The sequence below is a fragment of the Nitrososphaera sp. genome (genome assembly GCA_039938515.1).
Taxonomy (GTDB): Archaea; Thermoproteota; Nitrososphaeria; order Nitrososphaerales; family Nitrososphaeraceae; genus Nitrososphaera.
In genome coordinates this window covers 252653-276272 of the sequence record JBDUUL010000015.1, presented here as the reverse complement: position 1 = coordinate 276272, position 23620 = coordinate 252653, and the positions used below count along the sequence as shown (strand labels likewise).

29 protein-coding genes are annotated in these 23620 nt (G+C 46.8%); 12 read left to right on the top strand and 17 right to left on the bottom strand.

The features are described from left to right. Positions 1-1042: 1042 nt before the first annotated feature. A complete protein-coding gene (locus tag ABI361_09535; protein ID MEO9320903.1) occupies positions 1043-1762 on the bottom strand; it encodes a pentapeptide repeat-containing protein in 720 nt (239 codons plus the stop codon). Positions 1763-2634: 872 nt separating this feature from the next. On the opposite strand from ABI361_09535, the gene ABI361_09530 reads away from it, so the two are divergent. Together ABI361_09530 and ABI361_09525 are read left to right on the top strand one after the other, a co-directional pair. Next, the gene (locus ABI361_09530) at positions 2635-3018 is read left to right on the top strand and encodes a response regulator (protein ID MEO9320902.1); all 384 of its coding nucleotides are present in this window, start codon (positions 2635-2637) and stop codon (positions 3016-3018) included. Positions 3019-3192: 174 nt separating this feature from the next. Next, a complete protein-coding gene (locus ABI361_09525; protein MEO9320901.1) occupies positions 3193-3513 on the top strand; it encodes a hypothetical protein in 321 nt (106 codons plus the stop codon). Positions 3514-4695: 1182 nt separating this feature from the next. Here ABI361_09525 and ABI361_09520 read toward each other — a convergent pair. Next, positions 4696-4875, bottom strand: a complete 180-nt coding sequence (locus tag ABI361_09520; GenBank protein MEO9320900.1) for a hypothetical protein — start codon at positions 4873-4875, stop codon at positions 4696-4698. A gap of 295 nt (positions 4876-5170) precedes the next feature. Here ABI361_09520 and ABI361_09515 point away from each other — a divergent pair, with 295 nt between their 5' ends. Further along, positions 5171-5332 carry a hypothetical protein gene (locus ABI361_09515; protein ID MEO9320899.1) on the top strand — a complete coding sequence of 54 codons (162 nt, stop codon included), beginning with the start codon at positions 5171-5173 and terminating at the stop codon, positions 5330-5332. Positions 5333-5757: 425 nt separating this feature from the next. Here ABI361_09515 and ABI361_09510 read toward each other — a convergent pair whose 3' ends face one another. The 3 genes from ABI361_09510 to ABI361_09500 form a co-directional block, all read right to left on the bottom strand. Next, positions 5758-5880 (bottom strand): hypothetical protein, encoded by a 123-nt coding sequence (locus ABI361_09510; GenBank protein MEO9320898.1) that lies wholly within the window; start codon positions 5878-5880, stop codon positions 5758-5760. 243 nt (positions 5881-6123) lie between these two features. Continuing rightward, entirely contained in the window at positions 6124-6801 is a 678-nt protein-coding gene (locus ABI361_09505) for a hypothetical protein (GenBank protein ID MEO9320897.1), read from the bottom strand. Between the two features lie 480 nt (positions 6802-7281). Beyond that, positions 7282-7929 carry an antibiotic biosynthesis monooxygenase gene (locus ABI361_09500; GenBank protein ID MEO9320896.1) on the bottom strand — a complete coding sequence of 216 codons (648 nt, stop codon included), beginning with the start codon at positions 7927-7929 and terminating at the stop codon, positions 7282-7284. Positions 7930-8076: 147 nt separating this feature from the next. On the opposite strand from ABI361_09500, the gene ABI361_09495 reads away from it, so the two are divergent. The 4 genes from ABI361_09495 (at position 8077) to ABI361_09480 (ending at position 11444) form a co-directional block, all read left to right on the top strand. Next, positions 8077-8220: a hypothetical protein gene (locus ABI361_09495; protein MEO9320895.1), complete on the top strand. Its 144-nt coding sequence runs from the start codon at positions 8077-8079 to the stop codon at positions 8218-8220. A gap of 305 nt (positions 8221-8525) precedes the next feature. After that, a complete protein-coding gene (locus tag ABI361_09490; protein ID MEO9320894.1) occupies positions 8526-10199 on the top strand; it encodes an FAD-dependent oxidoreductase in 1674 nt (557 codons plus the stop codon). Between the two features lie 120 nt (positions 10200-10319). Beyond that, positions 10320-10631: a hypothetical protein gene (locus tag ABI361_09485; GenBank protein MEO9320893.1), complete on the top strand. Its 312-nt coding sequence runs from the start codon at positions 10320-10322 to the stop codon at positions 10629-10631. A 168-nt stretch (positions 10632-10799) separates the two neighbouring features. After that, positions 10800-11444, top strand: coding sequence for a hypothetical protein (locus tag ABI361_09480; protein ID MEO9320892.1), 645 nt, complete (start codon positions 10800-10802; stop codon positions 11442-11444). A 603-nt stretch (positions 11445-12047) separates the two neighbouring features. Here ABI361_09480 and ABI361_09475 read toward each other — a convergent pair. From ABI361_09475 to ABI361_09455, 5 genes are all read right to left on the bottom strand, one after another. Continuing rightward, the gene (locus ABI361_09475) at positions 12048-12476 is read right to left on the bottom strand and encodes an ester cyclase (GenBank protein ID MEO9320891.1); all 429 of its coding nucleotides are present in this window, start codon (positions 12474-12476) and stop codon (positions 12048-12050) included. 73 nt (positions 12477-12549) lie between these two features. Then, on the bottom strand, positions 12550-13167 hold the full coding sequence (locus ABI361_09470) for a class I SAM-dependent methyltransferase (GenBank protein MEO9320890.1): 618 nt from the start codon (positions 13165-13167) through the stop codon (positions 12550-12552). A gap of 201 nt (positions 13168-13368) precedes the next feature. Then, positions 13369-13947, bottom strand: coding sequence for an MEDS domain-containing protein (locus ABI361_09465; GenBank protein MEO9320889.1), 579 nt, complete (start codon positions 13945-13947; stop codon positions 13369-13371). A 386-nt stretch (positions 13948-14333) separates the two neighbouring features. Beyond that, a complete protein-coding gene (locus tag ABI361_09460) occupies positions 14334-14840 on the bottom strand; it encodes a VTT domain-containing protein (GenBank protein ID MEO9320888.1) in 507 nt (168 codons plus the stop codon). A gap of 12 nt (positions 14841-14852) precedes the next feature. Beyond that, positions 14853-15083 carry a hypothetical protein gene (locus ABI361_09455; protein ID MEO9320887.1) on the bottom strand — a complete coding sequence of 77 codons (231 nt, stop codon included), beginning with the start codon at positions 15081-15083 and terminating at the stop codon, positions 14853-14855. Between the two features lie 319 nt (positions 15084-15402). Between ABI361_09455 and ABI361_09450 the strand changes: the two genes are divergently transcribed. Next, positions 15403-15636: a hypothetical protein gene (locus ABI361_09450; GenBank protein ID MEO9320886.1), complete on the top strand. Its 234-nt coding sequence runs from the start codon at positions 15403-15405 to the stop codon at positions 15634-15636. Positions 15637-15720: 84 nt separating this feature from the next. On the opposite strand, the gene ABI361_09445 is transcribed toward ABI361_09450, so the two are convergent. Then, on the bottom strand, positions 15721-16620 hold the full coding sequence (locus ABI361_09445) for a DUF1080 domain-containing protein (protein ID MEO9320885.1): 900 nt from the start codon (positions 16618-16620) through the stop codon (positions 15721-15723). Between the two features lie 128 nt (positions 16621-16748). On the opposite strand from ABI361_09445, the gene ABI361_09440 reads away from it, so the two are divergent. Next, complete coding sequence (locus ABI361_09440) at positions 16749-17006, top strand: hypothetical protein (protein ID MEO9320884.1); 258 nt, start codon at positions 16749-16751, stop codon at positions 17004-17006. 1220 nt (positions 17007-18226) lie between these two features. On the opposite strand, the gene ABI361_09435 is transcribed toward ABI361_09440, so the two are convergent. Next, positions 18227-18685, bottom strand: coding sequence for a response regulator (locus tag ABI361_09435; GenBank protein ID MEO9320883.1), 459 nt, complete (start codon positions 18683-18685; stop codon positions 18227-18229). Between the two features lie 336 nt (positions 18686-19021). On the opposite strand from ABI361_09435, the gene ABI361_09430 reads away from it, so the two are divergent. The 3 genes from ABI361_09430 (at position 19022) to ABI361_09420 (ending at position 20206) form a co-directional block, all read left to right on the top strand. Further along, on the top strand, positions 19022-19162 hold the full coding sequence (locus ABI361_09430) for a hypothetical protein (GenBank protein ID MEO9320882.1): 141 nt from the start codon (positions 19022-19024) through the stop codon (positions 19160-19162). A 435-nt stretch (positions 19163-19597) separates the two neighbouring features. Beyond that, complete coding sequence (locus tag ABI361_09425; GenBank protein MEO9320881.1) at positions 19598-19840, top strand: winged helix-turn-helix domain-containing protein; 243 nt, start codon at positions 19598-19600, stop codon at positions 19838-19840. A gap of 114 nt (positions 19841-19954) precedes the next feature. Beyond that, on the top strand, positions 19955-20206 hold the full coding sequence (locus ABI361_09420) for a hypothetical protein (protein MEO9320880.1): 252 nt from the start codon (positions 19955-19957) through the stop codon (positions 20204-20206). Positions 20207-20299: 93 nt separating this feature from the next. Here the strand turns inward: ABI361_09420 and ABI361_09415 are convergent, their stop codons facing one another. The 5 genes from ABI361_09415 to ABI361_09395 form a co-directional block, all read right to left on the bottom strand. Continuing rightward, positions 20300-20545 (bottom strand): hypothetical protein, encoded by a 246-nt coding sequence (locus ABI361_09415; GenBank protein ID MEO9320879.1) that lies wholly within the window; start codon positions 20543-20545, stop codon positions 20300-20302. Positions 20546-20888: 343 nt separating this feature from the next. Then, positions 20889-21026 (bottom strand): hypothetical protein, encoded by a 138-nt coding sequence (locus tag ABI361_09410; GenBank protein MEO9320878.1) that lies wholly within the window; start codon positions 21024-21026, stop codon positions 20889-20891. A 359-nt stretch (positions 21027-21385) separates the two neighbouring features. Continuing rightward, the gene (locus tag ABI361_09405; GenBank protein ID MEO9320877.1) at positions 21386-21988 is read right to left on the bottom strand and encodes a hypothetical protein; all 603 of its coding nucleotides are present in this window, start codon (positions 21986-21988) and stop codon (positions 21386-21388) included. A 138-nt stretch (positions 21989-22126) separates the two neighbouring features. Beyond that, on the bottom strand, positions 22127-22252 hold the full coding sequence (locus ABI361_09400; GenBank protein ID MEO9320876.1) for a DUF2080 family transposase-associated protein: 126 nt from the start codon (positions 22250-22252) through the stop codon (positions 22127-22129). Between the two features lie 71 nt (positions 22253-22323). Then, positions 22324-22755 carry a cupin domain-containing protein gene (locus tag ABI361_09395; GenBank protein MEO9320875.1) on the bottom strand — a complete coding sequence of 144 codons (432 nt, stop codon included), beginning with the start codon at positions 22753-22755 and terminating at the stop codon, positions 22324-22326. Between the last annotated feature and the right edge of the window lie 865 nt (positions 22756-23620).

The window sequence follows — 23620 nt, the reverse complement described above, 5'->3', positions numbered from 1 at the left end:
CATGGCACTTGAGTGCATTTTTGAAAATTCTGTAACTGATGCCAGTTATCGCGAAGAACGCCCTGTGCTTGGAGCCAGGACATGGCTGCAGGAGCTGTAACCGCTGCAATTTAATTTTAAATTGTAATGCACTGCATTCCTTGTCTTTAACTACACTTGGAAAGGAAGCTCGCTGCGTTGCCACGGGACAGTCCGCCTTCCAGATTCGAATTTCTTTGTGAGGAGTTGCGTTTAATGGGCGTCAATATTGATCTGATACTTTCATTCAAGCCCTCCGAAAACGATCTGGAGGCGCTGTATGATGTGATTGGCAGAATACTCTCCTCAAATTCGCGGGTAAATGCTCGCCTGACTCCCAGAAATATTTGCCATTGGTGCGCAATCGACTATCCGAGCTTTGCAGATTCGTGCTTGAAATGCGGCGGCAGCTTGACAATGTTTTAGCCTTATTTCTCAATACTGCAATTATTCTTAATAACCAGGAGAGTTGGTAGGAGAAGCTTACGCGGACCTTGTAACCCACCGGTCAGTCACTGATCAGAAATGGAGTTTTTTCTACGAACATTTCACCGATTCGTTCTTTAAACACACGGTTCTCCCAGAGTGAGTTTGCGTCAGGGTCTAACCGAAGTAATAGACAAGATGTACATCTGCACGGCCTGTGGTTTGGTGGTTTTGTTTTTGGAAGATTGGGAGCAGCATCAGAAAGAGACTGGCCACGCTGGCTTTGTCACTACAGCGCTCGAATAGCCAGAAAGGGGTCAGGCAGAATCTCCACGCGACCATGCATCCGGCTGCCAGTCAATCCTGCTAGTATGAAAAACCGGGTCACTGACTGGGCACCTTGCCAGCCGGTCTTCGCCAAGCGGGGTAATGGCCCGTCCCTTGCCCGGTTTCCCTTTCTCCATCCAATGGTTGTGCAGCATAAATCCGGTCCAGAGCCTACCAGTCGCGTATCCCCTCCAAACCGTTTTGCGCGTGGGAAAAGTTTACGGAAGGGCCCAAAAGTTTGCTTTTAGATAAGAAAAAAAGAGACGACCTTCTAGCAGGTCGGGAGCGTTCCATACAACGGAGTGCCTACCGGCTTTCCAGTACATCCCGCATAGGTCACGCCAGTCAAGTCTGCATTCTGAAAAATAGTATTGGATAGGTTTGTACCATTCAAGTTTGCATAGGCGAGCGAGGCACCGCCGAAGTTTGTGAGGGTCAGGTCGGCACCACTCAAGTTAGCATTAGGAAGTAGAGAACCTTGGAGAATTGCATCGTTGAGTTTTGCACCGCTCAAGTCGGCATGGACGAGGCTCGCTTCTATGAATCTGACATCCTCCAAATCGCAATTCGTGTAATTCCCATATGGTCTAGGCTCAGACTGGCATTTCAAAGTCTGGAACTGGGCCTGTGTCATTCCTGGTGGAACTGAGGCTACAGCTGAATCAGTGTGTGAATTTATTGTCCCGATAGCATTTGTGATTGCAGTGTTGCTTGCCGGCTCAGATGGCAGATTGTCTGTCTTTGCCTTTATCGCACTGTCAGTAGTCTGTAAGGTATTTACTGACGTCTGAGTCGCTCTTGTATTAACATTATTCTGAATTGCCTGCAAGCCGTGTGATGGGTCAGAGATAGCTGTCTGAATACCTGTCACGATGGAAAGTACGTCCTGTGTTCCAGCTGCGAAAGCCTGCGGTGCTACAAGACCAGTTGCCAATATTGCCATAAGGCCAAAGGATACCAGCTTCCATTTGTCTTTAGAGAAGTCAAACATTTCAAGCAGACAAAGAAGAATCTAATATAAAAAACCTCTTATCTCAATTAGAGAAGGCGGGCACATGGCCCAAATGGCGGCGTTTCTCAATCTGCCCTGAAGTGTTACCATCTCCAAGAGGCGGTTGCCCGCCTTTTTGCTTTGTCGGGACTACGAAGGCAATTTCTGTTCCGATGATTTGTATTTTTGAGTTCTGGAAGGACCGTGCGACTATGCGCAATTCTTCACTTTGTTACTGCCTCCCCCTTGAAGACCTGTATGTGTTGCGACTATTTTGCTCTAGATGCTGAATACGACCGGTACAGCCTGCCGCCGCAGCATAGACACTTTGTAGCAAACAGCGGATAATCGATACCACAGACATAGCACAGAGTATCTTTGCTCTTTTGGTTCGACTCGTAGTTCTTCATAAAACTGCTGTTTCAGAATTTACATTTAAGCAGGAAGAATATTGTGCATGGCAGTGCATTCATTCGCGTGATATCGATTGGAGAGGGACTTGAACCCGCCCCTGGGTTGGATACAAGTGCGAGTTTAGAATACATGCCAATGCAGCTGGTCACGATTCATTTGTTGCCAAAGAAGACTAGGCAAATGAACTTAATTGTAAACACTAACTTATGCTAAGACAAATATGCGTCAATTGCAATCGCTGGGCATAACTACACCTGAAATTGCAGCTTGTCCTTGCAAAGAATGCGACCATAAACTTCGAGGCCAGTGCATTGAGGTCGATTGCAAATGCTGCAACTTAGAAGACGAATTTTCGATACTGGCTGGCATTAATGCACAAGCCTATTTGCAACCGTAGTTTGACTTAAACACTAACCAAAACAAACTTGAAATATAACTGCAATTAATTTAGCACGCCCTTGCAAACCACGGCTAGCGGCTTGTCGGTATTGCTGGTTGACGACGAGCCTGACATTACTTTGTCGATGTCTAAAGGCTTGACTGCCAGGGGCTACAAAATAGACACTTTTAACGAATCGCTGCAGGCAGCCAAATGCGATCCCACCAGGTACGACATTGCAATTCTTGATATTCGCATGCCTGAATTAAATGGCTTTCAGCTAGCCCGCGAATTATGGCAAAAAAATGAAAACTTGCAAGTATGCTTTTTGACTGGTTTTGAAATTTTCGAAACCGAGGCAAAGGCGGTATTGCCGTCGCTAAAGACGCATTGCTTTTTGAAAAAGCCAATGTCGATAGAGAAAATAGCAAGCCACATTCAATCACATTTTGTAAAGCAATAAACCCGCCGGCCTAACCTGCGTACTTGGTTAGGGTATTAGTTTTGGACATCGAAATTTACTTAGTGTTTGTTTACTGGCTGCCCATTACGCATTTAACAGGGCAAATAACTGCCAAAGCAAAGGGTATGCATGCTCTAGAAATTTGTCGATTGTCTTATTAGGTGGTTGTCTGCAATGGCAATGGCAGACTTGAACAAGAAGCTAGACAATTCGCCAAAGAATCAAGCAGCGCTTATGCAGCAAGCCGCTGACCTACACGCCCAATTACAGGCGACCTTTGAGAAATACCTTATCGCAATTATTCAAGCAAACTATGACATGACTGACGAGCAGATATTACAAAAGCTAATCGATAGCCGCAAGACCGCCGTCCTAAGCAATGCCCAATACCACCAAGAGCGCGCCAAAGTCGAAAAACAGCCCATTGTTGCGAGTCAGCACAAATTGCTGGCAACAATGTACAGCAGCCTTTACGCCAAGTTTAGTTCGTCTTAGACGATACTAGAATTAAGCCAATATTCGCTGTTCGCAATATTCATGAAGTTGCATTGCCCCAATTGCGGGCGAACTGAAACTGTACCAGACGACTTTAGGCACGAATTGCACTGCGTTGATTGCGGGTCAAAGTTGCCGTTACCGAGCAAGGTTAAAAGTTAGAACAAACACGCCGGCTTGAAACGACATAGGTCCAACAAGTGGAGCACGTTCTGTGAGCTTCGCACTCATACAATGAATAGGTTAGCTATTTAGAAAAAGAAAAGGAGGGCCGATGAGCGACGGGCAGAAGCCTAATACTGACGATTCATCGTATGCTGACGGAACAAGTCTCTTTTCCGACAGCGAGCGTTTCATTAGATGGCTTTTCATTCCAAGATGATTATGAAACTATGAGACGAGTGAAAGCATGAGGCAAATCTATACTTGTGCAATGTATGGCTTCAAGTGTTTGCTCTTCATCGACTGGGAATGTCACAAAGAGGATACAGGTCGCGGGGCGTTTATTATTTCTCGACTGAAATATCCAAAAAGGCAGGCACATGGCCGGAATACAGGAGTTGAGGGCTCCTTATGGCAAGTTACCAAGCCAAACAACCGTTACCCACCTTTGTGTGAACCGAGTCTTTAAGTCGCGCCATTATGCGCGTGTATTACTACAGTGCTGCTTCCTTTTATCCTCGGCAGTAAGTTTTTGCCAGCTTCGACAGTTTGAGGACTTGCATTCCTGAGCAACTGATTAGAGCACGGACACCTTATGGATTTAGGCAGCCATTGCAAAGGCTGCTTCTCAGATGCAAGCATTGAATAATGTGAACTGCAGACGCCTAGCGCAATGTTGCGCTCAGACTGTGATCATTCGGTAGAGGCATTCTCGGATAGAGTTCTTCATTGGGGCGGCATCGTATCTTGTCAGATGTTTGGGTGCAGATGCAGTAAACCTCAAAGATAAAAGAAGAGAGGGCTTTACCATTGTTGGCTCAGCATACAGTTTATGTCTATGAAATTGCATGCGTAGGCATTGCCAAGGTTCTGTCCTATATCCCTAGGTAGCGGGTTACTTATTGGACAGTGCCCTTTCGTTTATCGGCTCATCTTGCATGTTGCAAATGCGACGGTAAGGGGTGTCTTTCAGAAACGCTCGACTGAGCGGGAGGACACAGAATACTAGCGCCTGTCTAATTATCGGCTTGAAGTGTTGATTATTATCTTTCGCAGTTTCTCGTCTACGTTTGCCATAAGTCGGTTGTTCTCTTTCATGATTGCCTGATTCTCTTTGAGTATGGCGGTGTTCTGCCGAAGAATCTCATTGTTCTCCTCAAACATCTCTTCAAGTTTGCGCTTTACGCTCTGGGTAGCCATACGGTGTAAAGCAAGAATCTTCTATAAGAGTGAGCAGACAAATTTCATTTTTGGAAGTGTTATCTATCCTGCAGTTCACTATCGTCACCTCAACCACAGCAAAGCGAATGCTACGTACGGACGGCGTGATACTATTCAATGTGTTATGTGACAAGCTGCAAGAGCTACATCGGGCCAGGCGGAGCTCGCCCTACTTCCCACCAGCGCCAATCACTCTTGTCTTTGAGTGGCGTCTCCCCTGGCCTTTCAATGTATTGTGAAGCCGTCTTAAGCAATCAAGTTTATCAGTAATATAATGACAGACATCAAAAAGGACCTGAAAAACTTGGAACAGAATGTCAGGGCAAAGGCAGAGACTGCCAAGGATCACGCTGAAGGCAAGCCTAGCTCTGAAACACTGAACAGAGCCAAGATAAAGGCAGGCGACGCAGCTAAGGATCTAAAGCGAGACCTGTAGTCTCCGTTTTTTCACTTTTCTTTACAGAAATAGCAAACGCCCGCTTTGAGCTTCCTGCCGCATTTCTCGCAGCGAGGATAACTGGCATCTCTTAGAGTCCGTCCACAGCAAGGACACCGGACGCCTTTCTGGTTAAAGTAAGTACAGCATAGAGAGCAGTATTTCCAGCCTTCACCAAAATTCGCAGCTTTGCGTCCAACCCAGTTGCAATAAAGGATGCATTGCATCGAGGCGAGCTGAAATGCCCACCTTATAGCATAGCTGGCACTTGGGGGGAGAGGGGGCGACAGCATCGACACCATGAGGCTTCTGCCTGTCTACCAGCCCACCCTGTCTTAAGTAGGCCTCTCTGAATGGCTCGGCAATATACTGGACCTCGTGGACAAGGTCACTGACAAAAATCGGCTCAAATAAGCACGAAAACGTTAGAGCCTGCCCAGCTCTTCTAGAAACTCTCGGTCTTCTATTATTATGGCGAGGCCTTCCTGCAGCATGCGCTTCTGACGTGCTGCTTTTTCCTGCTCGGTCATCTTCGCAAGGCGCTCCATGTTAGGTGATTACCTACGCTCCACTAAAATACATTTCAGCCATGCCTCGACCTCGGCCTCCGAAGTTTTGGCCGCAGCCTCCTCTACTATAGTTATAATCAAGTTCTCTGCAGTCGTTTTTGCGCTTTAAAGAGCGCAGCAAGGCAGGGCTTGCCGGCTGCGGTGGCCAAATCTGTCACCGGCAGGCCCTTTTTCTCGATACGAGTCACAAGAGAAGTACAATCGCCCGGTGCAAGCCTTGATCTAAACAGCTCCTTGCCGGCCTGTACAGGCTCTGCAGTCGCAATAGTATTTCTCCGGAATACTGCCTGCGCCTTGAATAATAGTCCTCGGGTAGCCGACCTGCCGCGATGGATGCACAAGCCGTCGCCTGGCCAGCAAAATCGCTATCAGGGCAGATAACGACGCTGTGAGGACAAGCGTAGCCGCTGGCAATTCGGGTGTTACGGCAATGTTGAACTGAACCGTCTGGTTTACCGGCAACGCCCCGGCTTTCTGGATGTCAACAAACACGCTCAGCGTCCCGGAGCAGTTGAACTTTTGCACGACAGTTCCGACTCCGCCAGCCGTTGTAAGGTTACGAACGTGGCCTATGCTTGTGCCATTGAGTGCCATGTGAACCGAATAGGCAACTGAATTTAACCTCTGGTTTGTACTGGCGTTCCAAAACTCGATTGAAAATGTGGTGGTCTGATTGCTGATCGAGTTGATTGGCTGGGGCCATGACAGCCTGACTTGGATATTTCTCGCAGTGGTTGTCATTGCAGCGGGAGACTGCACCACTGGAGCGCTGGTCTTGTTTCCATTCAGATTGATATCACTAATGTCCAGGCTTCCTGCGCGTGCGTTTGGCACTGGAATGGCGATGATAACAAGCGCGGCAAGGGCGCAGGAAATTGCTCCCAGCATGGCAAATTTCATTGTCTGATGCAGACAGCTAATACTGCGGGATTAAAGCATTGCATTTTGACTTGTCAGCTGGTAAGAAGACCAAGGGTATGGATTGGTCGCAAGGGTATAGGAGTGTCAGACCCAGAAAGCGAGCTTCATAAAATTATCTTGAGTAGTTGCTCCGGCCATCGTACGGGACAAGGCGAAGGCAATTAGACTTCAAATTCGCCAACCACGTCGTTGAACATCGGAAAGTTTGAAACGGGATCGTCGCTCTAGATTAGCTCGAAAGATGCAAAATACCTGTGTGCGAGGCAACTTTTCTCGGGCGCAGATCGCGCGCATGGTGCCGCGTACTAGATTGTTCTGATCTGTCGACATTCATCCGCGAAAGCGCGGGTGTCTCTAAGTCCCCAGAGACATGCGATTTTCAAGTTGGCACTTTTTTGTGGATAAACTGGTGACACCTATTGTCCTCCGAAAAGCTGGGCCTACCTTGGAGTTAATTGTTCAGAAAGGCTTGTCCTTGTAGAGCCAAGGCCTCAAAAGCTTGGTAGCTGACGGCATTATTACGTACGTCATGAGTATAACCATGACTATTACGGAAATCAAAGTGACAAGAATTGATGGCAATACTGATCCTAAAGTTTGCCTCAGTGCCTGAGCGATACTGATAAGAAGTAGAAATACAAATGCGCCTGTTACGATCGCCATTTTGTATCTTGGCGGGATTGTTGGTCGCTGAATCAGCTGGCCATCCTTGACAAGCTCTTTTGGCGTAAACCAGAATTCCAGCCCAGTTTGCTTCTCAACCACTGGCTCGCCTTCTGTTATCTCTAAACTTTTCTTGAGCCACACCTGTCTGATTTCAGAATTTTCCCACCTGGTTAAATTGGAATAGGTGTCGAATCGAAAGATTATGGTATAATCTCGGCTGGGTGTAGTTGGGCGAATAACGTTTACTCCCATATGGCCTTCAAATTTCATTGCTGCATGGAGGATTCCATCCATCCACTGTTCAAATTCATTGTTTTTTCCCACCCTTGCTCTCCGCGTGACGATTACTGTGACCGGGCCAATTGCATTGTCAACCTCAGTATGGTTTTGTGGGTTAGGAATATCCGTCAGAGCAGATTTCACTTCTAGTGCGTGGTTCACGTATTTAGCACTAGTGGGTCTTCAAGTGCGTCACTCAAGTCGAAGGGACACGGCTTGAGGCTTGTTACGTTTTGTGATTCAATTGCGTTAACAGGATAATGGTCACGCAAAGACAATTCTTAATAGCATAGTCCTCGCGGTTTAACGATGGCCGGTCCTGACGAAGTAAGCCACGAAATTCTCGGTATAGTAGCCGAGCTGTCCCGAAATAATGTCAAGAAGGACGTCCTTGAAACGGAAATAATCTCTCGGAGTGGGCTTTCAGTTACTCTGGCAAGAGAATACGAATAAACTGGAATGGCGAAGGTTGGTTAAAGAAGGACAACCTCGTCCTCCGCATGATGATTACAGATTATGGAGCATAACAGAAGAAGGGCTGTCTGCAGTGCGGGAATCCTCCACATCATAACTGAAGCTGAATAATACAGTTCACTACGCTTGACTCGCCTGTTCTATTGTCATGCCATTTTACATTACCATGATATCAAATTCGATTTTCACACTTCTTAAAAGCCACCTGTCCGAAGGTTTATGCGACTATAATGCAATGCCACACTGATGGCTGTGCAAGCCCGGATGCACGGGAGACGGGTTGAATGAGCGATGCTCGCAGAGGACTTCCTCTTAACAAATCTCGGCTTGACAGGATATTTCCAAAGCTGACTGCAGCACAAATTGATCGCATCAAAACCCAAGGGAGCGTGTATGCGATGCAGCCTGGCGAAGTACTCGTCGAGCAGGGTGACAGGGACATCCCATTCTTTGTGATTGTCTCAGGAGAATTGGAAATCCTGAGACCTTCATTAGGTTCAGAAACGCTCATTACTATTCATGGGCCCGGTGAATTCACGGGGGAGGTCAACAACCTTTCAGGTCGCCCGACCATGGTAAGAATGCGTGCCACGAAAGCGGGCGAACTTGTCAAACTTGGCCGACTTCAGATGATTTCCCTGATGCAGAATGATATGGAAATAGGAGAGATACTGATAAGAGCGTTTATTCTCCGCAGGGTCGAGTTAGTAGCTGCGGGTATGGGGGACGTCGTGCTTGTTGGCTCGACGCACTCTGCAGGAACACTCAGAATCAAAGAATTCTTGACACGTAACGGGCACCCTTATTCTTACATTGACCTGGAAGGCAGCCCCGACGTCCAGCAGCTGCTGGATAGTTTCAAAATCGAAACTACCGATGTTCCTGTAATGATTTGCAGGGGTCAAATCGTGCTAAAGAACCCCACTAACCAGCAGGTTGCGGATTGCCTTGGATTTAACGAAATCTTTGACCAGGCGCATATTCGTGACCTGGTTATCATCGGTGCAGGTCCCGCCGGCTTGGCTGCCGCCGTCTATGGCGCCTCCGAAGGCCTTGATGTCTTGCTTCTGGAAACTAATTCTCCGGGTGGCCAGGCGGGCTCTAGCTCTAGAATTGAAAATTACCTAGGATTTCCCACCGGCATATCCGGCCAGGAGCTAGCGGGTCGTGCCTACATGCAGGCAGAAAAGTTTGGCGCGCAGGTGCGCATTGCCAAGGTGGTCCGTCTTGTGTGTGACCGTAGGCCGTACCTGGTGGAAGTCGAGAGCGGTGCCCAAATTCCAAGCCGAGCTATTATAATCTCGACCGGGGTAGAGTACAGAAAGCTGCCGCTTGACAACCTGTCGCATTTTGAAGGGGTTGGAGTGTACTACGGGGCAACCTTTGTTGAATCGCAGCTTTGCAAAGGTGAGGAAGTAATTGTAGTCGGCGGGGGAAACTCGGCTGGCCAGGCTGCGGTTTTCCTGGCCGGTTTTTCCAAACGAGTGCACATTCTCATACGGTCTTCGGACCTGGCCGAGACAATGTCACGCTACCTTGTCCGTCGCATTGAGGATACTCCTTCAATCACGTTGCACCGACACACCGAGATCGCATCCCTTGGCGGCAGTGCGCATCTGGAAACGGTTCGATGGAAGGATAATCTGACGGGACAGCTGCAAGACTGCAATATTCGGCATGTTTTTCTTATGACAGGCGCCGTTCCAAATACTCGCTGGCTTGGCGGATGCATAGCGCAGGACGATAAGGGCTTTATAAAAACAGGCTCTGAACTGACAACGGAGGACCTAGGCGTCGCGCGCTGGCCTCGGAGACGCGCGCCGCACATGCTCGAGACGAGCCTGCCGGGAGTATTTGCGGTAGGAGACGTGCGAAGCGGTAGCATCAAGCGAGTCGCATCGGCCGTTGGCGAGGGGTCTATTGCCATTTCATTTGTCCATCAAGCAATTCGAGACTAGAACACGATTACCGATCAGTCTCTCGTTGCCAATGCAGAGTTGAAAAGGGAGTTCTTTAAGTAAAGCGCCGTGGTAGGAACGTTGATCTTAATGAGTACAACGAAACAGCCTAGCACTCCGTTGAACTCACTATTTGTCGGAAGCGAAGCGGCTGTCATTATAGATTATCTTCTATCGACTGAAGACCACCGGACAGCAGCTGAGATTCGAGAAGACACTGGGGCAGCCATGGGCGCCATAAACAGAACGATTGACGACCTCTTAGATATAGACGCTGCAGGAATTGGCGCAAAGAGGATCCAAGACCCAAGCAGCGCTACCGAGGACAAGGAAGTAAACACCTACTTCATAAGGAATGATACTGATACTGGGAGGTCTATCAGGGATTTGTGGTATCATTTGATGCAGGTTCGGACAAAGAACTTTAGCTAGGGGACAACAATCACGCCGCTCTCGTTAATTCGCGCTACAATAGCCTGAAAAATGACCTTTCATTCATAGAGCCGCAAACCCTGTATAACTGAGCCTCGGATCAGCAGGAAATCTTCTAATGTCTGATTCCAGAAATATTATGTAGTTCTCTCCTCAAGAGGAGTCGCTTTGAAGAATCAAAGGTACGGACTTATCGCAGGTATCGTAGCAGCCGGAGTCTTGCTGGGGGCTGCCTGGCTTCTTTTCAGACCCGCACCTTCTGCAGCCAGCACTACGCAACCTGTAAACAGCACTAGTGTCGGTAGTTTGGTGGACGATCCTTCCTCATTTCTACATGCAGGAGGAAAGCAGGCAATCGATGTGAGCATCTCTCCTAAACTCCTTAACCTCACACGCGGCGAGAATGGAACAGTCACCATAGTGCTGCACCATATTTCAAATTCTTCAGACTATCCGACGCTCCATGTTGTAGCAAAGGGCTCAAGCGGAATGATGGTGCTTCCGTCATTTGCCAAAAACATGACTGCTTTTGAGAGATCTCAGTACATTATTCAAGGAAAGAAGCCACCAGGTCTAATGAGTCTTAGTCCCTACATCTCTTACTCTCCGAGCGCAGTAGACATTGCTGCAGGCGAGAATGCTACGATAACAGCAACTGTCAATCTGCCAAAGGACTTTCCAAGCGAAATGGTAGGAAAAACACTCCAATTCAATCCAGCCCTCACAATAACTAATGTAAAGAATGCCTCTCCAAGCGAGCAACAGTCAGTGCAGGTATTTCCAGACTACTTTACAGTATTCTTGGAAGGCTGAAAGAGGTGATCCATATTCAAACACAAGTTCTGGTAACTTGGCGGGACATGGATGGAAATCTACGCACGCAATTCGAATCATGTCCCGTTAAGTTACCAGAGCCGCCTGTGAAGCACTTTAGATTATAGCTGTGTGCACGGACAGATTTGCCTTCAATAATCAATCCAGAAAAAGTGGAGGCTGGTCATCATGCATGTGTGATGTGGAGCGCGTGTCTTATCTTAGATCCTGCGACCACATACGCGAGTGCTCCGCATAGACCAGCTATTCCAAGGATCATTGCCAGAATGTCTGTTGGCAGCATTTGTATCTCATAGTAATTAACGTCCGTCTGCCCGATAAGGTTGGCTGATGCATGTTAAGCAAACCCCATAAGCAAGCAGTAACCATAGTATAACACTATATTCTGTGGCTTTCTCTTCAGTCCTTACTTGCTGTTCTTCGCTTTCTCAACCAGAGCAGGATCAGGCTCAACAACTGTAATTGCCACGCTCTGCATCTCGAGCGGTGCTGTTAACTTGGTGGGTATTGATGCCTTTGAGACCAGCGCTGGCCTCCGCCAAGTTAACAGAGTCCAATCTTCAATGACGGCCTAGTGGAGTACTAGGACATCACGCCTATTTGTTTTAGCATACCAACCAAGTCGTAGAATAATCGCTCTTCAGTGATTTTGCCGTCTTTCCAAGTAGCCACTGTACAAAATTCCAGATGGAATTTCTTGTTAGTGGGTGGAATAGTCTTCCCGTCAGCGCCCTTCATGGGTCCTTTGAATGTGCCGGTAAAGTCTGCAATTGAGCATGTATGGTCGCCGTTTGCAAACAGAATTTTATACGGATTGTTTACAAGGTGATTATCCGGAAATGCTTTGAAAAATTCAATGGACTCTGCTCTATGATTATGCACGCCCCTTGTTGGCTCAGGTTGGCCCGGCCAATAAACTGCAACATTCTCTGCATGCCGCTTCTCAAAGGTATTCCAGTCCTGAGAATTCCACGCATTGTCCAAAGTTTGCATGAGCTGCATGTTCCCCATGACTGTTGCGCTACTCACAGTGCAGAATCGCATACCTCGTATAAGTGAATTCCAGTGTGGAATCTATATCGGACTAGGCTTTTCTGCTCGAAACAAGGTATAGCGTTACCTGGCCAACCGATTCCTCATTTATCCAAAATATCTCAAAGCCTTCAGTCAAGTCCTGTATAAGCTGCTCTGTAAAGAAGCGAATCTGAAAGCCGTTAATGTCGTAGATGCCTTCCTCTACCTTGACGCCTTTAGCAAAGGATTTGTCGTTAATGTTTCGGACAGAGAAGAAATTGAATCCCCTTCGTTTTAGGACTCTTCTTATTTCGGCAAATATAGAGTGCAGCTGCTCTATTGAAAAGCGCATATTGAATACCATATTCGAATAGACTGCGTCAAAAGAGCCGTCCTCAAAAGGCAGTGGCATGTTCACATCGAATACCTTGGCAACTAATGGTAGCCTATTTTCAGTTGCCAGCCTGCTAATAATACTGACTCCGACTGAAGAATAATCAAGTGCCGTTACATTGATCCCGTTTGATGCAAAGAATACGCTGTCTCTCCCATGGCCTGCACCTAGCTCCAAGACTTTCTTGACATTATTGACCTTCATATGGTTAAAGCAAAGCATCGCAAAATTGCTCGGCTCCTCTCCGAAAAAGCTCTTGTCCGAGGAGTACGCCCTGTTCCAAACCTCACTCATTTGCCCTTTCAAGATGCAATCGGTAAATTTAGCGTTTGAAACTAGACAAACACTACTAGATCGCTTGTTGCACTCTAACCTTAAACAAATAATGCATAGTGGTGCTGATTGAAACAGCAACTATTGCAATGGCCCAAAATACTGAAGCATCATCCGAGCTCTGGAATACCTGCGGCGAGTACTGCAGAGTCTCCCGCTTGATTATTTAAGGCTGAGCGCTAGACCGTTTGAGAATTTTGGCAGAAACAATACCGCGTCATGAGTTTGCAACAGTTCGTACATCCACTCCTTGTCCATTTGGGCATGAATGTCATTGACATGATACGCGCAAAGCCACAGGCCGTCAAATGAAGCATTATTGTTGAGTTGATAAAGTCTCTCCGTCAGAAGTTGACTTGATGCCATAGGGCGGTTTATCTCCACATCATTGTTGTAAAATAAGTCGCGGTGGATGCTGCCTACTCCTCGTATCTTGGGAAAGGTTGATGCGGAGTTATTTCGGGATTTTGAAAGTTGTTTGGCAACTGCTTCTCGAAATGCTGCTATGGCTTTATTGTATGACTCTGCATCAACAATTCGCGGTTTGTTTAGGTAGAACTGCAAATGCCCACTGGCGCTAAACTTTTCGACGTCAATGCCATTATCCTTCATGTCTCTTTCTGTAAGCACCAAGTCGTCATCGTCTCTAGCTGCATACACGCTGCAATCTCCCCGCTTCAGCCCATCATTTATGAATCGCAGCTGGATTTTCCTTGCATATTCTGGTTCCTCGTAAAACATGACCAAGTGTTTATGGACCGAGGAGTCGAGATTTTCAAGGAAATGATCTAGCTGGTTGAAAGTCATAAGCTATTGTCCATTTCTAGTATTCGCATCTTCAATTTTCCGCATGTACATCAGCTCAGCTGTTATTTCTGTCTTGATTCGAGGGATTACGACATCAGAAGACGCTCCAAGTATCTTATGCAGCTTACTCTGAAGCAATTCGGGCTTATGCACGATGCTGTTTCTATCGATGTGATAAATCAGTTCCAGAGTCTTTAGCATGATCTTTGAAGTTCCACTGCCGAGCGCACCGTCAATAGCTTGAGCACGGTCAAAATCATACGGGGCTTATCTTTCGTCGTAATTGAAGTCACTAGACTTCATGTTAGAATATGAAGTTATCAGTGCAGAACGCCTTTCAGCAAATGAGTAAGGATAATGTTAATCAAAAATACCGTCGCCGCTGCTTTTAGCGCTTGGCCAGCAATGATTGATAGCGAGAAGATCGTGAGATTGTATTTTTTCACGCCTGCTGTGATGACAATCGCGTTTCCGACAAACGGCAACCAAGGAGAAAAGAGGATAACTAGCCAGCTGTATTTTGAGAGTAGTCGGTGCTCCTTCTCCTGCGCCTTGGTATGAGTCCTCCTGTGCAGTTTGAGAAAAAGTTTGTTTCCCGAGTAACCTGCAAAGTAGCCAAGAAAACTGCCGATAATCGAGCCCGAAATTAGCACTATTAGAATCAAATACAGACTTTGATCAGCAAGCACAAGTGCTGAAACTGCAATTTCTGTCGGGATCGGAACGAATGGCGAGAGCAGGCAGTTTAAGAATAGGCCTGCCAGGCCAAACTTTACAAAGATAGGGTCGTGGAGTAGGGTGGATATCGCGGTTGCGATGTCAGCCAAGTATTGTTAAATTCACGTTCTTTTCAGGTACTTGCCCAGTTCTCTGTAGGGAAGGTCTAGCGTCACTTCAGCACCGTTAAAGCCGGCAACGTATTCTTTTGGAATAACGAATTCCACCTTTGTTCCATGGACAATGGTTATCGTGTCGTCTTCGATTTCTATCACGTTGCCCGCATTTTCGTTGTCGCTGCTCCTCACGTTCTTGTGTATTATTGACTCCCAGTTCACTATGGAATCCTTCATACACGCCGGGAGCTGAGTTCAGTATTTAAGGATGGATTAACATTGTTAGTCGGATTTACCGAGCGTATACTTTCCCGACAACTGTCCTTTTCGTAAAATAACCGGCTGGATCCCCACCTAAAGAACATCATGTATCCTGTGCTTGTATGTCAGAGTCGCCACTTGAAGGCTGAGTGAAAGAGTAGGTGAGTCCGACCGAAAATCGCGTCCAACAAACGTGAGGCCCCGAGTAATTGCGGCTCCAGAATGCAGGCTTGACTTGTAGAGCCTCAATACAATACGCAATTAAATATCAGAGCGCATAGAATTGGTTGAACACTTGCCAAGTTCTCAGGTAAAAGTCAAGAAACCTGTCTTCGGGTACGTCGCTCTAGCTATAGGAGTCGCCCTTGTTGGGCTGGGAGTCTTTTATTTCACGACCAATACAAGCTTTTTAGCAGATGATTTCGGCAGGCACGTAACCCACGGTGCCGCTGCAACAGTCGCAGGGATTGCTCTCATTGCGGCTGGAATCTTTGCCATGCAACGGGCCAGAAAAAAGGCTGCACGGTAAAGAAATACCGACAAAGCATCTGCACCTTTCAAATCCTGGCCCTTTGGTTTTTCACTTAACAGTTCATTTATGCAGTGTGCAGTTTCAATTTATTGCCTCAACCCGTATATTGTCGAAACTCACTCTTGCATCCTCGCAGTACATGGCTATCTTGCCGGCGTCAAATGACGACTTGTCAATAAAGTCAAAAGTCTTTATCCCGTCGATTACCGCTACGATATGACTGCCATTGACAGTCAAGTCCAAGTGATCCCATTCTCCTACTTCAGCTGGAGGGGTCCGCGTTGTCTTTAATATAATCTGGCTTTGAGGATTCGTTCCACCGTCATACTTGCCTATTTCCTGGCCTGATGTTTTGAGTGCGATATAGTAGTGGTGCGTGGGGTCATTCCACCTCCACATTATCCAGCCGCCTTCCCAGGGGTTAGCGCTGATATTTGTCCTAACCTGCTTGTCAATTCTAATGTCTGCGGAGAGATGAAAATTCTTGAATTCCTTGGAGCTGACGACAAGCGCCGAGTGCGTTTCGTTTCTCTGGCTGGCAGTCTTGGGCGCAAGGAAGAACACATTGGTATCTGACTTTGAATCGTGCACTGTGCCAAACGAGCCTCCGCCATTCCACAGCCCGAACCATTCTCCGTTAGGCGATAACTGAAGCGGATGAAGGATGTAGGCCGGACCTCCGAAATCGTCATGCAGGCTGTTTCTGGAATAATTGTCGTTATCCGGGCCGTATGAGGCGCTTTTTAGTGAGCTCGAATTGTTCTCATGAACTCGAACAGGATTTGTGCCAGCCGAGGCGTTGCCGGAGGAAGTCGTGACATTGGTGGCCAAAACGGATGGGTCTGGATTTGCATTTCCAAGAGAGGCGCCATACTTCACAAGTCCTATTGAAACCACCATAATAAGCAAAACCGTTAGAACCAGCATCACGTTCCTCTTAGACACGGCAGCGCGGGCAAGCATGCTACTTTCAACATCCAAACAATGTCAATCTGTATAACGATTAGCAACCACTTCGTCAGGTCTCTCAGAGAAAGAACAATTTCACACATTACCTTTAGTGTCATGTTTTGGCAATCGTCGCTCCATTCAGAGGTAAGGCAACCACGATGAACCAAGACAACATAGTTGTCTTTCCAAATGACGCCATACGGGAATCTCTGGACAGCGCGCTGTCGTTCCTTGACGAAAACACGAAGATAGGAGTGATTGCGTACCTGAAAAGAAACTATGGCATCAATCTGGAAGGCGACAGAACAACAGCCGAAGATGTGCAGATTGCTCTGGGCCTGGCCTTCGGGCAGGGGTCCCAGATGATAATCTCGCGCATGAACAAGAGGCTAAAAGAGATAACTTGTGCTCTCTAGGCACGTTCGTTTGTATGTTGAAAGCCTCCTGCCCTTTTTTCGCATTGGATAATTTGAAGAGCCTGCTGCAGCCGGGAATTTGTGGGCAAGTCGGCCGCAGCAGGTGTGGAATCTGCCTTATTAGACAGCGATACTTGATCTGGCTCGCCTGCAACTTGTGGACTTTAGGAAATGTCTCCCAGCAAAGACGCTATCGCGTTTGATACTCAATGCACTCTCGCTGTTATCGGAGTTTCCATAAAGGCGGGTAACGGCCAAATGGCGAGTAACTTGCCATAAGGAGGTCTCACTCCTGATAATTCAGGACTACGTGCCCGCCTTTTCTATTAAAAGAAGGAGGGGTACAGTCCAAAAGTTTGAGCTCAATTGAACCAATACCCCTGCCTGCACGAATTGACGCGCGAATTAGTAATCAGAGCATCAGCCTAATATTTCTAAAGGCGAACAAACGATGCACACCGTTGCAAAATTTGGCAATCAGCGAACCACAGGGCAATGATGGAACAATCAGTTAAATCTGTCCCGGAGAAATGCTTCAGCCGGGAGAGGGGGTTAGCCATGCTGTGTCAAACTTGGTCGCGCAGGCTGATCTAGCATGGTTGCCTTGTTCATCAAAAGCCCCCTCCCCGTTTACTTTTAGCTTTAAAAAATGACTGCGGTTTGCCAGATTTTTCTCGGGAAGAATAATGTCGTTAGAGTTCAGAGAATAACCCAAAGTTTATCATAAAAACGTAACATTATTGTTATAAATGCGCTATCAGTGAAGCGCAATCATAAAAGCTAGGAGAATATATCTAAAATAATAAATATTATTGCTGCCTCAACAAGATGAGGTATACCATAACGATAATCATTAGAGATGGCGTCTGATGCCTAACCGCTTTGATAGAACCGCCAATCCATTGTCACTGAGGGGCTTGAATCAGGCGATTTTTATCATGCGATACATTGATCTCGGCAAGAGTAAACAGGAAATTGTAAAACGTTTCAACGGAGACGAGCAGCTGGTAGACCTTTGGATCTCATACATGCGACATAATCACTGGCTTGAATCTAACAATACTGGGGGGTTGAAAGTGACAGACAAGGCTAGAAGTTGGCTAGCAGCTCATCCGCTGTGAAACCCGGAATTGCTTGATTTTCAGTTGCGGCTACTAATGCTATATCGCGTGTTTACCTATCGCAGCTTGCTCTCGTCTCAGCGAGAGTATCTAAGGCGGCTATGCAGCATCTGTATCCTTGGAAATGCTTTTGCGTGAAACTGCCAACTGGGGCTCACTGGGCCCTAGATTTCCAGAGCTTGCATGCAATTCGGCTTCGTCTTCAACTATACTGCCAAACAAATCAAGGTCAATCGGCTTTTGCAAGCACACGACTGGATGCTCTAGATCTTGCATAGTAGCGTGAATTACGTCTTCTACATATGCACTTAGCATGATTACCTTTTGATTTGGCCAGTGCAACTGTATTTCGGCTGCTACGGACACGCCGCTTTTCTTGGGCATTCTGTGGTCAAGTATTACTATATTGAATGATTCACTGTGGTCGGCTGCTGCATACAATGTTTGTAGACATTGCTCGCCATCAGCTACAATTATCACTTCGTGGCCAAGCGACTCCAATACTGCCTTGTATACAAGTGCAATTGATTCTTCGTCTTCAGCGACTAGTATCCGCAATTAGGGATAATTGCCAATCCATGACCTATAACCTCATGTCAGTTTAGAAATTATACAACAAGTATGCTGATTGGAAAGAGCCTGTTCAATTTATCGTCCTATAGAAATGGCTAACTAGTTTTGAGAGTACTTTGAAAATAGGCGCCAAAACCGAAAAAGCCAATCGGCACTAGAAATGTCAGGCAATTAGCCTATCGCATTCCATCCAGATGCTTTCAATCCAGAATGACTAGGGACAACTGACTTCGATTCGTAGCCCGGTGTTCAATATTATTTTTACATAAGCTGTTTTCCGCTTTGGATAAGTAGATAGCGTTGATGCGTGATACCATATTGATGGCAGACGCGACTTCTACGTATGCGATCGTCGCCGGAATCTTTGCCTTCCTTGCAGCCATCCTTTTCGCGTCAAGGGCAAAGAGGTATCGGGCCGGCTACACGCCTTCTGGAGGACATGCCGAGGTCTCCGAGGCGTAAATCTTCAACTCGGCACGTATTATTTAGTCATAATTCTAGCTGTAAAAACTAGCTAAAACAACGCTGATCATGTATTCTGATCGGTTTTTGCATGTCGTGTAAAAGACACTTTGACATCTCTCATGGGGTTCTCATTGAGAAATAAGGAATGCCGGCCATTGCAAGACAACGATGGTTTCGAAACACTCTTGCATCCCTTGTGTCTGCAACTGGCGGGTCGGAAATTGCCTTTGCAATGATCACTAAGATGAGAAAAATAACCCAAACGTCGGGGAATGCACAGATGCATGAAATGACAGTGGGGTTATCGAGCGCTTTTCCTTTTTCTCAGGTTCGCCTTTTGGAATGAACCGAGACCTAATGTTTTCCTTTAGAGTTCTCCAAAACTCTTTCGGGTCATGAAATAAATCTAGTCCTATCTATCACAGTATGAAATTGCGACATAGGAGCCGGACTGACATAGTTTCTCAGATACTCGACACCTCTAACGTCGGGGCGACAAAGACGCAAATAAGAGACGCAGTCCTTCTTTCACCCATTCAATTAGACGCATATATCAATGCGCTAGTCAAGGCCGGACTGCTGGAGGTCTCACTTGGAAACAAATACAAAACTACCCCTGAGGGCCTTCAAATCATTGCTTCGTTAGAGAAACTGGACAAATTGGCGATCGATTAATATTTTCAAAGTTGTCTTTGTAGCTTTTCAATTCCGTGATTTCCTTTTGATGCCTCGACACACTTCCCGGCCGAGACGCCGCGGTTAATTTGAAAGCGTAGATTAGAGCTGTGAATGAACGAGACTAACGAGTGTTCAGCCTTTGGCGCTGTCATTACTGGCAACTTCCCGGGCCACAGGTGCGGCGACTGCATAGACTACCGCGGACGGGTTTACGATATGCGAGTGTATGCAGAAGGGTTCCACAAGCTTTCCGACGATGAAAAAATCAACCTGTTAATGCAGGAAATCCGCGACATGCACTCATTCTATGAACGCCAGGAGGCCAATTGGGAGCGGGCTAGGACATGCCAAATACAAGACTAAGAAAAAAGAAGGCTAGCAGCCGGGTCGCAAGCCAGCTCTGTCTGAGCAGCAGACTGTATTGCCTGAGCGTTTGCTATTACCTGGTTTAACTGGTCAGCTTGCGCCTTTGGCATCATCGGCTTTTTTCTTTTCTAGTCTGGAAGTATAGCGCCTGACAATCTCTTTGTCAATTTCCTCATTTTTGATCTGCTCTCCTCTTCTCCCCGGTGTTTTCATTCCCTGGTTCTTTACTTCGCTTCTTTCAACGTCCAAATCAGAATTATTGCCGCTATTCTTTATCTTTCTAAGCTCGTCTGCGTACCTTCCTCTGAATTGCTTCTCATCTTCTGTATCAACCATGACATTATTCACGATTCCTATTGCAACTCAATAGACAGCACACGAGCCAAAAAATGCAGTTGCTTCTAAATTAATTTTTCTGCTTTAGGTGCCGCAGGCATTGCAAAACCTAACCAGTATTTCCTTCCCAGGGATGACTATGTAATTCAAAACACACTTTAAGGCTGCCAAATTGCAAAGATTGCCATTGCCAAAACCATGTCCGAAATGCCTAGGTACTGGTCTGTTCACCGGTGAAACCGGTATCTCTAACATTCTAACAACTAGCACTTCAGGCTTGGTCGTAAAGTGCGGCAAATGCTTTGGAAAAGGCTGGCTTGCGGACGATTCAAAAGATATCTGACTAGAGTCTGTCAAGCGTGCCGCAGGCATTGCACAATCTGATCCGCACCTTCTGGCCCTGAATTATCCGGATGTTAAAGACTATCTCGTCAGAGCCGCAATAGCGGCAGTATTCGATATGGTCTTCGATGTCAGTCATAGTTTTTGCAGTTTGTCCGAACTTGTATGCACACCTGCATTTGCAGCGTAAACTATCTTTGACGTTTTACCACCCACCACGAACCAGGCTATCATACATGGCCCACAGGAGTACAACAATGAGGGTTTGTTTCCCCGATGTACAACTGCGAAAATCTTGGATAGCTGACTGCATCGAGGACATGCAACTTTTTTGGCCGCGTCTTTGTCAGAATGCTTCGAGAGTTCTGATGCTGTCAGCCTAATCGCCCTTTGTCACTTTAACGACTTTCTGCTTGCCTTCCATGGAAATTTCCCAAATGTCTTCCTCATTCGGCTTTAGGTCAAGAAGACTGCAGACTAACCTTCGCTTTTCATGCCTTAATGGATATTCTTTGTCCTGTCTGCAAAGCGCATCAATACCACGAGACCACCAACAGCGGCTATCGCGATGGGTGCGCTCAGCGGAAATTCAGGAGTTGTAGCATTGGTATTTGACGATGTCGATTGCTTTCCTTGGTCAGAAAATGCTGGAAAGTTAAACGTCGCAGTTTTGGGAGGTATTTTAGATCCGTCAACGACGTATAGAGTCACCACTACCGTATATGGCTGAGTTTTGCTTAGGGTTTGAACTTCAAATACAGTTGTGGTCCCAAGAACTGCAGAGACTGTAGGAGTGCTTTTTCCAGCAGTTCCGTTGAAAACCTGCTGTCCATTTTGCAATACAACAAGTGTGTAGTTGTCACTTCCAGGCGCTCCAGTCAAAGAAGTGTGGTCAGTCAGAGTCACAGGTAAGTGAACATTCTTGCCTGCCCAGATTGGGTTGACGAAGATATCTGTTGTCGGCGTAGTAACATTTCCTGTATTTACCGTTTGAGTTTGAGCTTGAGCGAACGCAGATTTGGCTGACATGAGTGATAAGACCAGTCCGAGAGCAACAACGCTTGTCAGCAGTATGATCTTTGTAATGGGTCTAAAGTTCATCGAGCCGACGAGTGCGGACGGCTATAAAGACTAACTCATGAGAGCCGCGGCCGAAGCAAGCTACTTTTTCTTTAGATATTCCTCAATCAGGAGTTTTACAATATCTTCTAATGCTCTGTCATTTCCGTCCTTGGCCCTCTACTCTTCTTCAATCAGAGTTACTTTGACCTTCTTGCCGAGCCAATCTTTAGGTACAAAAACGTGAGCGCCCTTGACATTGGCCACTTCCATACGGGCGTTCCCCCTGGCCTCTACGCAACTCATGTACCGATCAGCGATCGAAGAGCAAAGTTTAAGATTTTCCCGGATAATTGTAAGGCGGGAAGAGGAGATTATCATGCTAGTCCTGCATGGTTGCCTTCACAAAGCTCCTCTCTCCTACTTTGGGTGTCTATGGTTGCTTTACAGCCAGCTATTTCGGCATAGCTTGGCGCGCCAGTAAAATCAACCGCCACGCAGGCTTCATTGCCGACTGTCCATGCATCATGTCCTGGAGGAACCAACCCTGCATCTCCCGGACCAAATTCAAGTTCCGTCCCATCGTCCATCCTTACGCGCATCTTGCCGGAAATAACGTACATCGTATGGCTCACTTTGCAGCTGTCAGTCTTTACAATTGGCTTGACAGAAGTAGACCACCTCCACCCAGGCTCAAATGTAGCCTTCCCAACAAGCGTTCCGCCGATATTCATTATGTCCATCTTGCCTTTTTCAAACTTTCTTGACTCATCTGGACTGCTTGAGCTTTTTCTAACCATGCTTGCCATGTCTGAGAGATCCTAGCAGTCGCTCTTATCTTTTTTCTGGATTATTGAGCCTTCTGTCACGGACTATGTTCACTATTTCCACAAGCAGAGGCCCGGCGGGCTCGGCTAAATAAAGGCGGGTAACGGCCTCCTTGCATAGTAATGTGTAGGGCTATAGTCGTGTATCATAATACAGGCTAGGTAACCGCCTCTTCAGGATTGCTTACCGTCCGATCACCATGTCCCAGGTAAGGAAGAATCATCTCATAGGTAACAATCAACTAGTCGAAGATTGCAACGTCTTTATCTTGACCCGGCATTCTCATGAGCTCAATAACGGGGCCAGGCTGAGCGCCCTTCTCTCCCCTCCCAACGGCTTTAGGCGTCTCCCCTGGCCTCTCACTTTGAACATAATCCATTCAGCATTATTCATCCTCCAAATCTAATACAACGTTTATCTTCCTTTGTACAATAGTGAATAGTACGCCAAATGTCGGGGAATGGCTGATGCCGAGTTACAAATGTTCTACCTTAGGCACACCAATGGAGGCTTGCTTTCCTTACTCGGCACCGCTAGCCCTTTTCCAGAAAGCAAATCTCTACAACTAGGATCTTTTTATTCTACGGTGTAAGAATCGATAGCCGGGAGAGGGGCAGCTCATGCTTTGCCAAACTTGGTCACGCAGGCTGGTCTAGCATGATTGCACTCTCCCAATTCAAAACCAGTCAGGAGATACCTCGCGGCCGATCAGAGGCATGGGTGCCGGGCATGAAACACGCCCGGCTGGTCCAAGCCCCGTTTGCGACGTTTTTGGTATTAGTTTCAGGTTTGTTAAACGAAATATTATGTAAAAAGGTTTCACTTAATCTAATCGCAAGATTATGA

Bases quoted from the DNA above. Each gene is read 5' to 3' on its own strand.
- ABI361_09535 (MEO9320903.1), bottom strand. From the start codon at position 1,762: ATGTTTGACTTCTCTAAAGACAAATGGAAGCTGGTATCCTTTGGCCTT.
- ABI361_09525 (MEO9320901.1), top strand. From the start codon at position 3,193: ATGGCAATGGCAGACTTGAACAAGAAGCTAGACAATTCGCCAAAGAAT.
- ABI361_09520 (MEO9320900.1), bottom strand. From the start codon at position 4,875: ATGGCTACCCAGAGCGTAAAGCGCAAACTTGAAGAGATGTTTGAGGAG.
- ABI361_09515 (MEO9320899.1), top strand. From the start codon at position 5,171: ATGACAGACATCAAAAAGGACCTGAAAAACTTGGAACAGAATGTCAGG.
- ABI361_09510 (MEO9320898.1), bottom strand. From the start codon at position 5,880: ATGGAGCGCCTTGCGAAGATGACCGAGCAGGAAAAAGCAGCACGTCAG.
- ABI361_09505 (MEO9320897.1), bottom strand. From the start codon at position 6,801: ATGAAATTTGCCATGCTGGGAGCAATTTCCTGCGCCCTTGCCGCGCTT.
- ABI361_09495 (MEO9320895.1), top strand. From the start codon at position 8,077: ATGGCCGGTCCTGACGAAGTAAGCCACGAAATTCTCGGTATAGTAGCC.
- ABI361_09490 (MEO9320894.1), top strand. From the start codon at position 8,526: ATGAGCGATGCTCGCAGAGGACTTCCTCTTAACAAATCTCGGCTTGAC.
- ABI361_09475 (MEO9320891.1), bottom strand. From the start codon at position 12,476: ATGGGGAACATGCAGCTCATGCAAACTTTGGACAATGCGTGGAATTCT.
- ABI361_09470 (MEO9320890.1), bottom strand. From the start codon at position 13,167: ATGAGTGAGGTTTGGAACAGGGCGTACTCCTCGGACAAGAGCTTTTTC.
- ABI361_09465 (MEO9320889.1), bottom strand. From the start codon at position 13,947: ATGTTTTACGAGGAACCAGAATATGCAAGGAAAATCCAGCTGCGATTC.
- ABI361_09455 (MEO9320887.1), bottom strand. From the start codon at position 15,083: ATGAAGGATTCCATAGTGAACTGGGAGTCAATAATACACAAGAACGTG.
- ABI361_09440 (MEO9320884.1), top strand. From the start codon at position 16,749: ATGAACCAAGACAACATAGTTGTCTTTCCAAATGACGCCATACGGGAA.
- ABI361_09430 (MEO9320882.1), top strand. From the start codon at position 19,022: ATGGCAGACGCGACTTCTACGTATGCGATCGTCGCCGGAATCTTTGCC.
- ABI361_09420 (MEO9320880.1), top strand. From the start codon at position 19,955: ATGAACGAGACTAACGAGTGTTCAGCCTTTGGCGCTGTCATTACTGGC.
- ABI361_09415 (MEO9320879.1), bottom strand. From the start codon at position 20,545: ATGGTTGATACAGAAGATGAGAAGCAATTCAGAGGAAGGTACGCAGAC.
- ABI361_09410 (MEO9320878.1), bottom strand. From the start codon at position 21,026: ATGACTGACATCGAAGACCATATCGAATACTGCCGCTATTGCGGCTCT.
- ABI361_09405 (MEO9320877.1), bottom strand. From the start codon at position 21,988: ATGAACTTTAGACCCATTACAAAGATCATACTGCTGACAAGCGTTGTT.
- ABI361_09400 (MEO9320876.1), bottom strand. From the start codon at position 22,252: ATGAGTTGCGTAGAGGCCAGGGGGAACGCCCGTATGGAAGTGGCCAAT.
- ABI361_09395 (MEO9320875.1), bottom strand. From the start codon at position 22,755: ATGGCAAGCATGGTTAGAAAAAGCTCAAGCAGTCCAGATGAGTCAAGA.